The organism is Candidatus Omnitrophota bacterium, assembly GCA_030695905.1.
Lineage (GTDB): Bacteria > Omnitrophota > Gorgyraeia > 2-01-FULL-45-10 > 2-01-FULL-45-10 > CAZHPY01.
This window is the reverse complement of the sequence record JAUYOL010000005.1, coordinates 1-14,440: the sequence shown is the minus strand read 5'-3', so window position 1 is coordinate 14,440 and position 14,440 is coordinate 1. Positions and strand designations below refer to the sequence as shown.

The following is a 14,440-nucleotide window of genomic DNA, read 5'->3' as shown; positions in this document are numbered from 1 at the left end:
GCCCGGAGATAACGTCGCGGTAGAAGTAGTATTAATTACTCCCATAGCCATGGAAAAAGAGCTGAGGTTCGCCATAAGAGAAGGCGGACACACAGTCGGCGCAGGAGTTGTAACGGAAATAATAGAGTAAACAATGGCACAAGAGCCTATCACATTTGAATGCACAGCATGTAAGAATAGGAATTACTATTCTACGAAGAATAAGAAACAGAATCCGGATAAGCTCGAAAGAAGCAAGTTTTGCAAGTTTTGTAGGAAGCACACGCAGCACAAGGAGATGAAATAGGAGTTTAGAGATCCTGCTGTTGGGCGGGAGTCAAAGGTATTAGGAGCGTCGGTTAACGGTAAACCAACGGTCTCCAAAACCGTGACTGGGGGTTCGATTCCTCCCGCTCCTGCCACCTGCTACCTTATTGATGCACAATCAATATATATAGGTAAGAGGGGTTGGAAGCAAAAACAGGCAATATTTGGTAATTGCTATGGCTAATAAGTTTGTCAATTTTTTGGGTGAAGTGAAGCTTGAGATGGGCAAGGTATCCTGGTCCACGCGGGAGGAGCTTATCGGCTCTACCATTGTTGTGCTGGTCTCTCTGGCAATACTTTCTATATTTATAGGCATATGTGACGTGGTTCTATCAACAATAATAAATGTAATAATGTCGAGAGTCTAAATGGCGAAGCAATGGTACGTTATACACACGCAGACGGGATACGAAGACAGAATCAAGACGTCCTTAGAGGCAAAGATAAAGGCCGGCTTGGCAGGTGAAAAAATATCTCAGGTACTCGTTCCTATAGAGCAGGTCTCTGAAATAAAGTCCGGCAAGAAAAAGATATCGCAGAGAAAATTTTTTCCCGGATACATCTTAATAGAGATGGACTTGACCGATGACACCTGGTACATGATAAAGAGCATAACGGGAGTTACGGGTTTTGTGGGCGCGGGAGCGCGGCCGATACCATTAAAGGGCGATGAGATAGATACGATACTGCGCCAGGCCAAGGACGCGAAAGAGAAACCGACGCCCAAGGTGATGTTTGAAAAGGGCGAGGCGGTACGTGTAGTGGAAGGCCCGTTCATGAATTTTAACGGAACAATAGAAGAAGCTAACGCGGGCAAAGGCAAGATTAAGGTAATGATATCGATATTCGGCAGGGCGACACCGGTTGAATTGGAAATGTGGCAAGTGGAGAAGATTTAAATTATGGCAAAGAAAATCAAAACGACTATTAAATTATACTGTCCGGCTGGAAGCGCGAATCCCGCGCCGCCAATAGGACCGGCTTTAGGCCAGCATGGCCTTAATATAATGGAATTTTGCAAGCAGTTTAACGCCAAGACGCAGAACCAGGAAGGGTTGACGCTTCCTGTAGTTATTACAGCTTATGAAGACAGGACCTTTACCTTTATTATAAAGAGCCCCCCGTGTTCAGTATTATTAAAAAGAGCGTGCGGCGTGGCAAAGGCAAGCGGCACTCCTAATAAAGAGAAGGTAGGCAAGGTCACGATAGATCAGATCAAAGAGATAGCCACTCTTAAGATGAAAGATTTGAACGCGCCGAGTATGGATAAGGCGATAAGCATTATAAAGGGTACCGCGCGCAGTATGGGTATAGACGTAGAGGGATAAATGCCAAAAATTTCTAAAAGAATGAAGATAATCAATGCGTCGTTCGATAAGGCTAAAACATACGGCCTTAAAGAGGCGATAGCTATTATTAAAAAATCACCTAAGATGAAGCTTGATGAGACGCTTGAGATATCAGCCAAGCTTAGCGTGGATCCGAAGAACGCGGCCTCGGCTTCAATACGAGGAACCGTGGCGCTTCCTCATGGCACCGGCAAAAAGGTAAGAGTAATCGTATTTTGTAAGGGGGAGGAAGAGAACAGGGCGAAGGCAGCAGGCGCTGACGCTGTCGGAGCGGAAGAATTAGCGGCTAAAATTCAGGGTGGATGGCTGGATTTCGATGTGGCAATAGCGACGCCCGATATGATGAAAGATATAGCGAAACTGGGAAAGGTGCTCGGGCCTCGCGGGCTTATGCCCAATCCGAAGTCCGGCACTGTCACCCAGGATACGGCAAAAACAATAAAAGAGGTAAAGGCAGGAAAGATAGAGTTTAAGATGGATAAGCAGGCCGGTGTTCATGCTCCGGTAGGCAAGCTGTCATTTACAGAGGAAGCGCTTTATACCAATGCGCATACATTGATAGACGCGATAATGCATTCAAATCCATCCGGGTTAAAGGGCCAGCATGTTAAGAGCCTTTACTTATCGTCAACGATGGGCCCCGGCATAAAACTGGACTTAACGGAGTTTAGATAAAAATGGCAAAACAGGGATACGGTAAACTTACAAAAGAACGAATGGTGAAAGAGCTTCTTTCTGATATTAAGGAGCGTCCAAACTTTTTTATAACCAACTATATGGGTTCATCGGTCTCGGACTTAGAAAACGTAAGAAAGTCTTTAAGGCCGTGCAGCTCCACCTACTTTGTCGTAAAGAATTCCATATTAAATGTTGTGCTTGACCAGCTGAAGATAGAAGACGCGAAACCTATGGTCGGCGGTGGCGTAGGAGTATCGTTAAGCGGCGAAGATTATTTGGCTACCACAAAAGCGTTGGTAAATTTCGCGAAAACACACGAGAAATTCCAGATAAAAGGCGCTTACATAGATGGGAAATTGATAGGTGTTGATAAGATAAAAGAGATGGCCGCTCTGCCGTCCAAAGAAGTGCTGCTTGCCAGGGTGGTAGGCGGAATAAAGGCTCCTATAACAGGTTTTGTGATGGTATTAGGCGGAATAATAAGAAAATTTGTATACGTAGTGGATGCGGTAAAGACAAGCAAGGAAAAAGCTGCGCCGCAGACTCAAACAGCACAAGCAGCGCAATAAAAAAATAGAAGGAGAGGAGAAACAAATGGAAACGGAAAAGAAAGAACTGACGAAGAAGATGAAGGACGTTATGGACACAATAGAGGTCATGACAGTCCTTGAGCTTGCTGACCTTGTTAAGGCGCTTGAAGATAAGTTCGGAGTGGTAGCGGCAGCACCTGTCGCTGTTGCGGCTGCCGGAGCCGGTGCTGGAGCGGGTGCCGGAGCGGCTGCAGCTGCTGAAGAGAAGTCTACATTCACAGTCGTGTTGGCGGCTGCCGGAGCGAATAAGATCGGCGTTATCAAAGAGCTTAGAACAATTACGACCCTCGGACTAAAAGAGGCGAAGGATCTCGTTGACGGCGCACCCAAGACTATAAAAGAAGGCGCGACGAAAGACGAAGCGGATAAGATAAAGAAGCAGCTCGAAGCGGCTGGCGCGAAGATCGAGTTAAAGTAAAAATAGTGTCAGGTATCAGCGTGTCAAAGTGTCAAAGATAAGGAAAAAATGCTAAAAAGAAAGAGCTACGCGAAGATCGAGGAATGTTACGACCTTCCCAATCTTCTGGATATTCAGTTAGATTCTTATAAGGAATTTCTCCAGGCGGATGTTGCGAAGACAAAGCGCAAAAATATCGGCCTGGAATCTGCATTTCGTGAAGTATTTCCGATAGAAAATTCTGATGGAGAGTATAAGCTTGAATACTTGAGTTATAGTATAGGCAAGCCTAAATACCCAATTTATGAATGCCAGAAGCGCGGAATGTCGTATGCGGCTCCTTTGAAGATTATGCTCAGGCTGAAGTCTAAAAAAGAGACCAAGGAGCAGGAAGTCTATCTTGGCGATCTGCCGCTAATGACCGATACGGGCACATTTATAGTGAACGGCGATGAGAGAGTCGTAGTGAGCCAGCTTCACCGTTCGCCCGGTATATCTTTTGAGGAAGAGATGCACCTGACCGGAAAGAAGCTGTTCTCCGCCAGGATAATACCTTACCGCGGCGCGTGGATAGAATTTGAAATAGATATAAACGATGTTCTTTACGTCTATATCGACAGGCGCAGAAAATTTTTAGCGACATCATTGTTACGGGTTTTTGGATATTCTGATGATGAGGCAATAGCGAAAGCTTTTAGCGGTATAGATAAACACGAGCTGTCGAGGCATTCCCAGCTGGAAAAGCTGGTCGGCCACACACTCGCCTCGGACGTTGTAGATAAACAGGCCGATGTAATAATAGCGGAGAAGAACCAGTCGATTGCCGAAGAACTTGTTGATAAGATCTGGGACGCGGGTATCCGGTATGTGGAAGTATTAAGAAAATCATATCCCGAAATTTTAAATACGATAAAGAAAGATAATAATAAAACCAAAGAGGAAGCCGCGCTCGACATCTATAGAAAATTAAGGCCCGGTGACCCTCCGACCGCTGAATCTGCCAGCACACTCGTTCAAAGGTTATTCTTTGATATAAGGAGATACGACTTAGGCGAGGTTGGCCGGCATATGCTTAACCGCAAGCTTGGCATGAAGGCGCCGCTTGAGGAGAGACTGCTTAATTCGGAGACTCTCATACAGGTAATCCTGAAATTGATAGCTGTAAAGAACGGCGAAGCGAATATCGATGATATCGACCATCTTGGCAACAGGCGCGTCCGCTGCGTAGGCGAACTTCTTTTAAATCAGATCAGAATAGGCCTTGTCAGGGCCGATAGAGCTTGCAGGGAACGCATGAATCTGTATGACCTCGCGAATGTTATGCCGCATAACCTTTTAAACGCGAAGTTGATTTCAAGCGTAATTCGTGATTTCTTCGGACGCAGCCAGTTGTCGCAATTCATGGACCAGACCAATCCGCTCGCCGAAATGACCCACAAGAGACGCTTAAGCGGCCTTGGGCCCGGCGGCTTAAACAGAGACAGGGCAGGTTTCGAAGTCCGCGACGTTCACTATTCACATTACGGAAGGCTCTGTCCTATTGAAACACCTGAAGGTCCGAACATCGGTCTTATATCTTCTTTGAGCACTTACGGGAAGCTTAATGAATTTGGTTTTATCGAAACGCCCTACAGGAAGGTTGAGAGCGGAAGAGTTACGGACAAAATAGACTACCTATCCGCCGATATAGAAGATATGTATGTTATCGCGCAGGCAAACGCGAAGATAAATGAAAAAGGCCACTTTGTAGACGATAGAGTATTCTGCCGTTATAAAGACGACTTTGTTAAGGTGCCGCCCAAGGATATTCAGTATATGGACGTTTCTCCGAGACAGCTGGTAAGTGTCGCGGCAAGCCTTATACCTTTCTTGGAGCACGATGACGCCAACCGCGCTCTTATGGGTTCAAACATGCAAAGACAGGCCGTGCCTCTACTGGATACCGAAGCCCCATTTGTCGGGACCGGCATGGAATACAGGACCGCGAAAGATTCTGGAGCCGTGGTTGTCGCGACTCACGCAGGCACCGTATCGAGCGTCGATTCAGATGAAATAGTAGTAGGCGGGAAAATATATAAGTTAAGAAAATTTGAAAGATCGAACGCTAATACCTGTATTAACCAGAGGCCATTGGTAAAATTGGGCCAATCGGTGAAAGCGGGAGAAGTAATAGCTGACGGCGTCGGAACAAAAGAAGGTGAATTGGCTTTAGGGCGGAATGTTCTTGTAGCATTCATGCCGTGGAGAGGGTATAACTTCGAGGACGCCATACTCTTAAGCGAAAAATTAGTGAGTGAAGATAAATTTACGTCTCTCCACATAGAAGAGTTTGAAGTTGAAGCAAGAGATACGCGCCTTGGCAATGAAGAAATCACCCGTGATATACCAAATATCGGCGATGAGGCCCTGCGCAACTTGGACGAGAATGGCATCGTGCGTATAGGAGCTGAAGTGGAGCCGGGTGATATACTGGTCGGTAAAGTTACGCCTAAGTCAGAGACGGAGCTTTCTCCCGAAGAAAAACTTTTGCGCGCTATATTCGGCGAGAAAGCGGGAGACGTGAGAGATACATCGCTTATAGCTTCTCCGGGCGTGGAAGGTATCGTGGTCGATGTAAGGATATTCGCGAGACGCGACGCGCGCTCCAAGACCAAGGAAGAGAGAAATCTGGAATCGAAAGAGATAAAGGCGCTGGAAGCCACTTACGAGACGCAGATAGCAAAGATTAAAGAAGAGAAGCAGAAGAAATTACATAAGCTGCTCGCGGGGCAGAAGCTGGCGTCGAGCATATTAAATCAGGAATCTGGAAGGGTCTTAGTGGCTCAAGGCAGGACGATAAGAGTGAAAGATCTTGCCAAGATCGTGGAAAAAGGCGATCTCGACAGCATTAAAATTCATAATAATACGGATCTTGAACAGGAAGTTGTAAGGGTAACAAAGTTTCTGGACAGCCAGATAGAAGAGCTTACGTTTGAACTTGAGCGAGAGATAGACAGGGTCAAGCGCGGTGATGAGCTTCCGCCCGGCGTATTAAAGAAGGTAAAGGTTTATGTGGCAAGCAAGAAGAAAGTATCGGTCGGCGACAAGATGGCCGGACGCCACGGAAACAAAGGTGTTATAGCCAAGATACTTCCGGAAGAAGATATGCCGTTTTTGGAAGACGGCACACCCGTTGAGATAGTATTGAATCCGCTGGGAGTACCGAGCCGTATGAACGTCGGTCAAATACTGGAAACGCACCTTGGATGGGCCGCAAAGATGTTAGGTTTCTATGTGGCTACGCCCGTATTTGACGGCGCAAGCGAGATAGAGATAAAAGAAGAGATGAAGAAGGCCGGCATACCGCTGGAAGGCAAAGTTACGGTAAAAGACGGTTTTACAGGCAAGAATTTCGATCAGAAGGTCACGGTCGGATACATATATATGATGAAGCTGGCTCATCTTGTCGATGACAAGATACACGCCCGCTCCATAGGGCCTTATTCGCTTGTTACACAGCAGCCGTTGGGCGGCAAAGCGCAGTTCGGCGGACAAAGGTTCGGAGAGATGGAAGTGTGGGCGCTTGAGGCATATGGAGCCGCCTTTACGCTTCAGGAGCTTCTTACCGTAAAGAGCGACGACGTTTTGGGTAGGACGAAGATCTATGAATCTATAGTCAAAGGAGAGCACACTTTAAAGCCGGGGACGCCGGAATCGTTCAACGTTTTAGTTAAAGAATTGCAGAGCCTGGGCCTTGATATAAAGATGGAGAGAAAGTCTCCGCCGGACGCTAAAGAAAAAGAGAGCAAATGAAAGATAAAAATTTCCTCATAGAAGATGTGAATCCGTTTAACGCGATAAGCATAAAGATCGCGTCGCCGGAGGCTATTAAGAGCTGGTCAAAGGGCGAAGTAAAGAAGCCGGAGACCATAAATTACAGGACTTTAAAGCCGGAGAAGGATGGTCTTTTCTGCGAGAGGATATTCGGACCCACAAAAGACTATGAATGCAACTGCGGAAAATATAAGAGAATAAAACACAAAGGTATAGTTTGTGACAGGTGCGGCGTCGAAGTAACGCGTTCGAGCGTGCGCCGTGAGAGAATGGGCCATATCGAACTCGCGTGCCCGGTGTCGCATGTATGGTTCTTCAAAGTTATTCCCTCGAGGATAGGCATATTAATAGGAGTAACATCCCGCGAGCTCGAGAAAGTTCTATACTATGAAGAGTATATCATTACAGATCCGGGCGATACTCCATTAAAGAAATACGAACTTTTGCCCGAAGAAAGATATAAAGAATATAAAGAGAAATACGGCAATAAATTCACCGCCAAGATGGGCGCGGAAGCCATAAGAGACCTGATGAAAGATGTGGATTTAGGCAAGCTGACCGACAGGCTGCGCAAAGATATGAAGGATTCGAAGTCAGACACCACTCTGAAGAAGAACGCCAAGATATTAAGGATAGTCGAAACCTTTAAAAATTCCGGCAATAAAGCGGAATGGATGATACTTACGATACTGCCTGTTATACCGCCTGATTTAAGGCCGCTCGTTCCTCTGGACGGCGGAAGATTCGCCACAAGCGATTTAAATGACCTGTATAGAAGAGTTATAAATAGGAACAACAGGTTAAAGAAACTTATAGAATTAAAGGCTCCAGAGATCATCATAAGAAATGAAAAGAGGATGCTGCAGGAAGCCGTTGACGCCCTTTTTGATAATGGCAGGCACGGCAGGCCGGTTCTCGGTCCCGGAAACAGGCCGTTGAAATCTTTGAGCGACATGTTGAAGGGCAAGCAGGGCCGTTTTAGACAGAACCTTTTGGGTAAACGTGTCGACTATTCCGGCAGATCCGTAATCGTTATAGGTCCGGAATTAAAATTAAACGAATGCGGATTGCCCAAGAAGATGGCTTTGGAACTTTTTGAGCCTTTCATAATAAAGAAATTAAGAGAAAAAGGATTTGTCCATACTATAAAGAGCGCCAAGAAGATGGTAGAGAAGGCGAAGCTCGAAGTGTGGGATATCCTCGACGACGTTATAAAAGAGCATCCGGTAATGTTAAATAGAGCGCCGACACTCCACCGTCTAAGCATACAGGCGTTCCAGCCCGTATTGATAGAAGGTAAGGCGATAAGAATCCATCCTCTCGTATGCACAGCCTTTAACGCGGACTTCGACGGTGACCAGATGGCAGTGCATGTGCCGCTTTCAGTCGAAGCTCAAATGGAAGCGCGGCTGATGATGATGTCTTCGAATAACATATTTTCACCTGCCGACGGCAGGCCAATCACGACACCCACACAGGACATAGTTTTAGGTTGTTACTACCTCACCAAAGAAAAATCCGGCGTAAAAGGCGAGAATAAAATATTCTCCTCAATGGATGAAGTAATCATCGCGCTGCAGGACGAAGAAGTCGACCTCCACGCTAAGATAAAAGTTATGATAGATGATAAATTAGTTGAGACGACAGTGGGCAGGGTTATGTTTAACCAGCACCTTCCCCAGGGGATGTCCTTTGTTAACGACATTATGAGCAAGTCCAGACTAAGCAAGGTCATCAATGAGTGCTACAAGGTTAAAGGGCATAACGCGGTTATAAAATTATTGGATGATCTTAAGAAGGCCGGTTTCGAAGAAGCTACGAGAGCGGGCCTTTCTATTTCCGTAGATGATTTCAAAATACCCGAGAAGAAGAATGAATATCTGGCGAGGACGAAGGCCGATGTCGCTCATATTGAAGACCAGTACAGGAAAGGTCTTATAACGGACAGGGAACGCTACAACAAGATAATAGACTTATGGACTCACGTTACGGATGACGTATCCGACCTGATATTCCAGGAGCTCGATCAATTTAATCCTGTATTCATGATGGCGGATTCCGGCGCCAGAGGGTCTAAGCTGCAGATAAGACAGATGGCCGGTATGCGCGGATTGATGGCAAAACCATCCGGCGAAATCATAGAAACTCCTATTACAGCTAACTTCAGGGAAGGCTTAACGGTTCTCGAATACTTCATATCAACACACGGCGCGCGCAAAGGTCTTGCGGATACCGCGCTAAAGACGGCCGATTCGGGTTACATGACCAGGCGTCTTGTGGATGTCGCCCAGGATGTAATCATATCTGTTAACGATTGCGATACCGTGAACGGCATCCTTATAAGCGCTATAATAGAAGGCGATGAAGTGGTCGTTCCGCTTGCCGAAAGAATCATCGGAAGAGTCGCGCTTGATAATATAGTCGATGTTATTACCGATACCGTGCTGGTCGAGGCGGGAAGCGAGATTAATGAAGAGAAGGCCAAGAAGATAGAAGAGGCGGGTATCGAGAAGATAAGAATCAGAAGCGTTCTTACCTGCGAAGCAAAACATGGTGTTTGCGCAAAGTGTTACGGCAGGGATCTTGCCAACGGCAGGATAGTCGACCTGGGTACCGCGGTCGGCATTATCGCGGCGCAGTCGATAGGTGAGCCCGGTACGCAGCTTACGATGAGAACATTCCATATCGGTGGTACCGCGTCGAGAATTGTCGAACAATCTTACATAGAATCCAAGAACGAGGGTATCGTCAAATATCACAACCTCAAAGTAGTCAAGACAAGAAAAGAGGGCGAATATATCGTTCTTAACAGAAACGGCCAGATCAGCATCAACAATAAAGAGGGCAGGGAGCTTGAGAGACATACGCTTCCTCAAGGCGCTTTTATAAGAGCGGGCGATGGCGATACGGTAAAGGCCGGAACTATATTTGTAAAGTGGGATCCTTATACAGTTCCTATATTGACCGAAGTTACAGGCAAGCTTAAATTTGAAGACATCAGAGAAGGTCTGACCATGAAAGAAGAGCTTGATCCCGCTACCAGGCTAAAGAACAGAGTCATCGTTGAACACAAAGGAGATTATCATCCGCAGATATTGGTAATGGATTCCAAGGATGAGGTTTTGGCGATATATCCAATTCCTGCCGGCGCTCATATCATAGTGCACGATAAGTCGACGGTTACCGCAGGTGATATTTTGGCCAAGACGCCCCGAGTCGTCACAAAGACAAAGGATATAACAGGAGGCCTGCCAAGGGTCGCGGAATTGTTCGAAGCAAGGCGACCGAAAGATCCGGCTATCATCAGCGAGATAGACGGTATTGTGGAATTTGGCGAATCAAAGAAGGGCCAGAAGAGAGTTATAATAACTTCGTCCACCGGCATGAAGAAAGAATACATGATACCCCACGGAAAGCATCTGAATGTGTACAAGGGTGATAAAGTTTTTGCCGGCCAGCAGTTGATAGACGGCCCTGTCGTACCTCAGGATATCTTAAAAGTATCCGGAGATAAGAAGTTACAGGAATATCTCGTTAATGAGGTTCAGGAAGTTTACAGGTTGCAGGGTGTAAAGATAAACGACAAACATATAGAAGTAATAGTAAGGCAGATGCTGGGCAAGGTGAGGATCGAGGAGCCGGGCGACACATCATTCTTATCGGGCCAGCAGGTAGACCGCAATGTATACCTGGATGAAAATAAGAGGGTAGTTAAGAAAAAAGGCAAGCCCGCCAGCGCAACGCCGATACTTTTAGGTATAACGAAGGCTTCGTTGAATACCGAGAGCTTTATTTCCGCCGCAAGTTTCCAGGAAACAACAAGGGTTCTTACGGAAGCGGCTGCCAATGGCAAGATAGATTACTTAAGGGGCTTAAAAGAGAACGTTATAATGGGGCATTTAATCCCCGCCGGCACAGGTTTTGAGGCGCATAGAAATATAGAGATGGTTAAGCATGTTTTTGATGACGCCAAGAAAGAGAATGCGGATGTGAAGGAAGAAGTAATAGAGGAAGTAGCGGAGGAATCCAAAAAAGAATCCAAAAAAGAGTCGAAAAAAGGATCAAAAAAAGAATCGAAAAAAGATAAGAAAGAAGAAAAGTAATATATGCCGACAATAAATCAATTAATCAGACTTGGCAGAGAGAGCTTTAAAAAGAAGAGTAAGTCACCGGCTTTGAAATCGTGCCCTCAAAGGCGCGGAGTCTGTCTGCAGGTTAAGACGCAGACGCCCAAGAAACCTAACTCGGCATTGAGAAAAGTAGCGAGGGTCAGGCTCACTAACCATATTGAGGTCACATCTTATATACCCGGTGAAGGACACAATCTGCAGGAACATTCTATAGTGCTGGTCCGAGGCGGAAGAGTAAAGGACCTGCCAGGTGTAAGATATCACATAGTAAGAGGCGTGCTTGACACCGCAGGTGTCGCGAACAGGCAGAAATCACGTTCTAAGTATGGAGCTAAGAAGCCCAAAGAAAAAGGGGCTGGGCCGGTAAAGGCTAAAGCACCCGCAGCCGCTTAAAGTTAATGAGGAATATAAATGAGAAGACGTAGAGCAGAGAAAAGACAGGTAACCCCGGATCCGAAATATAAGAATGTAACCGTTTCGCGCTTTATAAATATTATTATGACCCAGGGTAAGCGCGCGATCGCGGAAAAGATAGTTTACAGATGTTTTGATATTTTGGCCGAGAAGACCGGCAAGGGTTCTTTGGAAGTATTCCAGAAGGCTTTAGATAACGCCCGCCCTTTACTGGAAGTAAAGCCCCGCAGAATAGGCGGCGCGACATACCAGATCCCGATAGAAGTAAAAGCGGAGCGCGGCATGTCGATAGCGATGAGATGGATACGGAACTTCGCCAGAGCGAAAAAAGGCAAGCCTATGGAGATAAAGCTGGCAGACGAGATACTGGATGCTTTTAAGGGTGAAGGCGGCGCTATGAAGAAGAGAGAAGATACGCATAAGATGGCGGAAGCGAATAAGGCGTTCGCTCATTACAGATGGTAAAAATAGAAGATGGCGCAAGAACTAATTATAGATAGACCAATAAAAATGACAGAGACTAAAGAATTAACAAGAATAGAGAAGCTGCGCAACATAGGTATAATAGCGCATATCGACGCAGGTAAGACCACTACGACCGAGCGGATACTGTTCGCTACCGGCAAGATACATAAGCTCGGAGACGTAGATGACGGTAATACTTCTATGGACTTCATGGTCCAGGAGCAGGAGCGCGGCATTACTATAATGAGCGCGGCCACGACTTGTTTCTGGAAAGACAAGAACATAAATATTATAGATACGCCCGGCCACGTCGATTTTACAGTAGAAGTTGAAAGATCTTTGAAGGTCCTGGACGGGGCGGTGGTAGTATTCTGCGCGGTAGGCGGTGTGCAGCCCCAATCCGAAACTGTGTGGAGACAGGCTGATAAATATAAGGTACCGAGAATAGCATTCGTTAATAAGATGGATAGAACGGGCGCCAACTTCCTTTCCGTGGTCGAGCAGATAAAGGCAAGGCTCGGATCGAGACCCCTGATATTGCAGATACCGATAGGAGCCGAAGGTAATTTTAAAGGCATGATAGATCTTGTCACAATGAAAGCATATGTATATAAAGGGGAAGACGAAAACTCAACTTTCGACGTGGAAGAGATTCCCGCGGATCTTAAGCCTCTTGCGAGCGAATACCGGCATAAGCTAATTGAGGTTTTGGGTGAGGCTCATGAGATAGTTATGGAGAAGTATATAAATGAACAAGGCATATATCCTAACGAGCTTATTTCATATATAAGGCACGCTACTGTTGCGGGCAATATCATACCGGTGCTCTGCGGAGCATCCGCTAAAAATAGGGGCATTCAGCCATTGTTGGATGCCGTAGTAGAATACATGCCGTCACCTGTGGATATACCGCCTGTTAAAGGCAAGAATCCGGAGACCAATGAAGATGTCGAGAGGAAACCGTCTGAAGATGAAAAATTCTGCGGCCTCATATTCAAGATAAAGGCCGATCCGTTTGTGGGCAAGCTCGCCTATCTGCGGGTATATTCCGGAGTGCTTAAGAGCGGAGAATATATATATAATTCAACGAAAGACGTAAAAGAGAGATTAGGAAAGCTTGTTAAGATGCATGCTAATAAGCAGGAGATAATAGAATTCGCTCGTGCTGGTGACATAGTTGCGGCAGTCGGCTTAAAAAATACCAAGACTGCGGACACGCTATGTGATGAGGACAATCCCATAGTGTTGGAAGCGATACATTTCCCCGAGCCGGTTATCTCGATGGCTATAGAGCCGAAGACAAAAGCTGATGAAGAAAAATTAGGCATGGCCCTGAATAGACTTGAAGAAGAAGACCCGACATTCAGGGTTACATATAATAAAGAAACAGGCCAGACTATTATAAGCGGTATGGGCGAACTCCATCTGGAAATTATAGTAGATAGAATGCTGCGCGAATTTAACGTCGCGGCCAACGTCGATAAACCGCAGGTTGCTTATAAAGAGACTATTACGAAGTCCAATCGCTCTGTCGGTAAGTTTGTCCAGCAGTCCGGTGGACGCGGTCAATATGGACATGTTGTATTCGATGTAGCTCCGTCAGCGAAGGGTACAGGGATAGTATTCAATAACAAGATTATCGGCGGCGCGATACCGCGTGAATATATATCCAGCGTAGAAGAAGGTGTTATTGAAGCCGCAAAGAGCGGCGTGTTGGCCGGATACCCGGTAACCGACCTTGAAGTAACGCTTGTCGACGGTTCGTATCATGAAGTCGATTCATCAGATATAGCGTTTAAACTGGCAGCAAGAATAGGATTGAATGAGGCTATGAAGAATGGCGGCGCGGTGCTGCTCGAGCCCATTATGAACCTGGAAGTCGAAGTTCCGGAACAGTATATGGGAGATGTTATAGGCGATCTCAATTCGCGAAGAGTCAGAATATCGGCTATAACAGATAGAGGGAATCTTAAAGTAGTAAGAGGCGATGCGCCATTAAATGAAATGTTCGGTTATTCAACCACGGTTAGGAGCCTTACACAGGGTAGGGCCACCTATACAATGGAGCCTTCCTTCTTCCAGGAAGTGCCAAGAAATATATCAGATAAGATAGTAAAGAAAGCAGCTTAAATTAAAGGAAAGAGGCGAAAGGAGTTTTTATGGCAAAGGAACAATTTGTAAGGAGTAAGCCGCACGTTAACGTAGGTACAATAGGTCATATCGACCATGGTAAGACTACTTTGACAGCATCTATCCTTGCAACTCTTGCTAAGAAGGGCAAAGCAACCGCTAAGAGCT

At 46.1% G+C, this 14,440-nt stretch carries 14 protein-coding genes and 1 tRNA gene; all 15 read left to right on the top strand.

Annotated elements, in window-relative coordinates; genetic code table 11:
- On the top strand, positions 1 to 130 hold a 130-nt coding region (gene tuf / locus Q8R38_01420; protein MDP3790686.1), incomplete at its 5' end, for an elongation factor Tu.
- Positions 131 to 133: 3 nt separating this feature from the next.
- Positions 134 to 286, top strand: a complete 153-nt coding sequence (gene rpmG, locus Q8R38_01415) for a 50S ribosomal protein L33 (GenBank protein MDP3790685.1) — start codon at positions 134 to 136, stop codon at positions 284 to 286.
- Positions 287 to 327: 41 nt separating this feature from the next.
- A tRNA-Trp gene (locus tag Q8R38_01410) sits at positions 328 to 401 on the top strand.
- Between the two features lie 81 nt (positions 402 to 482).
- Entirely contained in the window at positions 483 to 674 is a 192-nt protein-coding gene (secE, locus tag Q8R38_01405) for a preprotein translocase subunit SecE (protein MDP3790684.1), read from the top strand.
- The gene (gene nusG, locus Q8R38_01400; protein ID MDP3790683.1) at positions 675 to 1,205 is read left to right on the top strand and encodes a transcription termination/antitermination protein NusG; all 531 of its coding nucleotides are present in this window, start codon (positions 675 to 677) and stop codon (positions 1,203 to 1,205) included.
- A 3-nt stretch (positions 1,206 to 1,208) separates the two neighbouring features.
- The gene (gene rplK, locus Q8R38_01395) at positions 1,209 to 1,634 is read left to right on the top strand and encodes a 50S ribosomal protein L11 (protein ID MDP3790682.1); all 426 of its coding nucleotides are present in this window, start codon (positions 1,209 to 1,211) and stop codon (positions 1,632 to 1,634) included.
- Complete coding sequence (rplA, locus tag Q8R38_01390) at positions 1,635 to 2,330, top strand: 50S ribosomal protein L1 (GenBank protein ID MDP3790681.1); 696 nt, start codon at positions 1,635 to 1,637, stop codon at positions 2,328 to 2,330.
- A gap of 2 nt (positions 2,331 to 2,332) precedes the next feature.
- Positions 2,333 to 2,902, top strand: a complete 570-nt coding sequence (gene rplJ / locus Q8R38_01385; GenBank protein ID MDP3790680.1) for a 50S ribosomal protein L10 — start codon at positions 2,333 to 2,335, stop codon at positions 2,900 to 2,902.
- A 58-nt stretch (positions 2,903 to 2,960) separates the two neighbouring features.
- Positions 2,961 to 3,341, top strand: a complete 381-nt coding sequence (gene rplL / locus Q8R38_01380; protein MDP3790679.1) for a 50S ribosomal protein L7/L12 — start codon at positions 2,961 to 2,963, stop codon at positions 3,339 to 3,341.
- A 48-nt stretch (positions 3,342 to 3,389) separates the two neighbouring features.
- Complete coding sequence (gene rpoB / locus Q8R38_01375; protein MDP3790678.1) at positions 3,390 to 7,112, top strand: DNA-directed RNA polymerase subunit beta; 3,723 nt, start codon at positions 3,390 to 3,392, stop codon at positions 7,110 to 7,112.
- Positions 7,109 to 11,236 carry a DNA-directed RNA polymerase subunit beta' gene (gene rpoC / locus Q8R38_01370; GenBank protein ID MDP3790677.1) on the top strand — a complete coding sequence of 1,376 codons (4,128 nt, stop codon included), beginning with the start codon at positions 7,109 to 7,111 and terminating at the stop codon, positions 11,234 to 11,236. The genes rpoB and rpoC overlap by 4 nt, the downstream gene beginning before the upstream one ends.
- Positions 11,237 to 11,239: 3 nt before the next feature.
- Positions 11,240 to 11,656, top strand: a complete 417-nt coding sequence (gene rpsL / locus Q8R38_01365; GenBank protein ID MDP3790676.1) for a 30S ribosomal protein S12 — start codon at positions 11,240 to 11,242, stop codon at positions 11,654 to 11,656.
- Positions 11,657 to 11,674: 18 nt separating this feature from the next.
- The gene (gene rpsG / locus Q8R38_01360) at positions 11,675 to 12,142 is read left to right on the top strand and encodes a 30S ribosomal protein S7 (protein ID MDP3790675.1); all 468 of its coding nucleotides are present in this window, start codon (positions 11,675 to 11,677) and stop codon (positions 12,140 to 12,142) included.
- A 45-nt stretch (positions 12,143 to 12,187) separates the two neighbouring features.
- Positions 12,188 to 14,272 (top strand): elongation factor G, encoded by a 2,085-nt coding sequence (fusA, locus tag Q8R38_01355; GenBank protein ID MDP3790674.1) that lies wholly within the window; start codon positions 12,188 to 12,190, stop codon positions 14,270 to 14,272.
- Between the two features lie 29 nt (positions 14,273 to 14,301).
- The coding region (locus Q8R38_01350; GenBank protein ID MDP3790673.1) for a GTP-binding protein at positions 14,302 to 14,440 on the top strand (139 nt) is incomplete at its 3' end.

What these genes read in the sequence shown, in the direction of transcription:
- rpoC (MDP3790677.1), top strand. Translation starts at nt 7,109, where the DNA reads ATGAAAGATAAAAATTTCCTCATAGAAGATGTGAATCCGTTTAACGCG.
- rplJ (MDP3790680.1), top strand. Translation starts at nt 2,333, where the DNA reads ATGGCAAAACAGGGATACGGTAAACTTACAAAAGAACGAATGGTGAAA.
- fusA (MDP3790674.1), top strand. Translation starts at nt 12,188, where the DNA reads ATGACAGAGACTAAAGAATTAACAAGAATAGAGAAGCTGCGCAACATA.
- secE (MDP3790684.1), top strand. Translation starts at nt 483, where the DNA reads ATGGCTAATAAGTTTGTCAATTTTTTGGGTGAAGTGAAGCTTGAGATG.
- rplK (MDP3790682.1), top strand. Translation starts at nt 1,209, where the DNA reads ATGGCAAAGAAAATCAAAACGACTATTAAATTATACTGTCCGGCTGGA.
- rplA (MDP3790681.1), top strand. Translation starts at nt 1,635, where the DNA reads ATGCCAAAAATTTCTAAAAGAATGAAGATAATCAATGCGTCGTTCGAT.
- rplL (MDP3790679.1), top strand. Translation starts at nt 2,961, where the DNA reads ATGAAGGACGTTATGGACACAATAGAGGTCATGACAGTCCTTGAGCTT.
- rpsL (MDP3790676.1), top strand. Translation starts at nt 11,240, where the DNA reads ATGCCGACAATAAATCAATTAATCAGACTTGGCAGAGAGAGCTTTAAA.
- rpoB (MDP3790678.1), top strand. Translation starts at nt 3,390, where the DNA reads ATGCTAAAAAGAAAGAGCTACGCGAAGATCGAGGAATGTTACGACCTT.
- rpmG (MDP3790685.1), top strand. Translation starts at nt 134, where the DNA reads ATGGCACAAGAGCCTATCACATTTGAATGCACAGCATGTAAGAATAGG.
- nusG (MDP3790683.1), top strand. Translation starts at nt 675, where the DNA reads ATGGCGAAGCAATGGTACGTTATACACACGCAGACGGGATACGAAGAC.
- rpsG (MDP3790675.1), top strand. Translation starts at nt 11,675, where the DNA reads ATGAGAAGACGTAGAGCAGAGAAAAGACAGGTAACCCCGGATCCGAAA.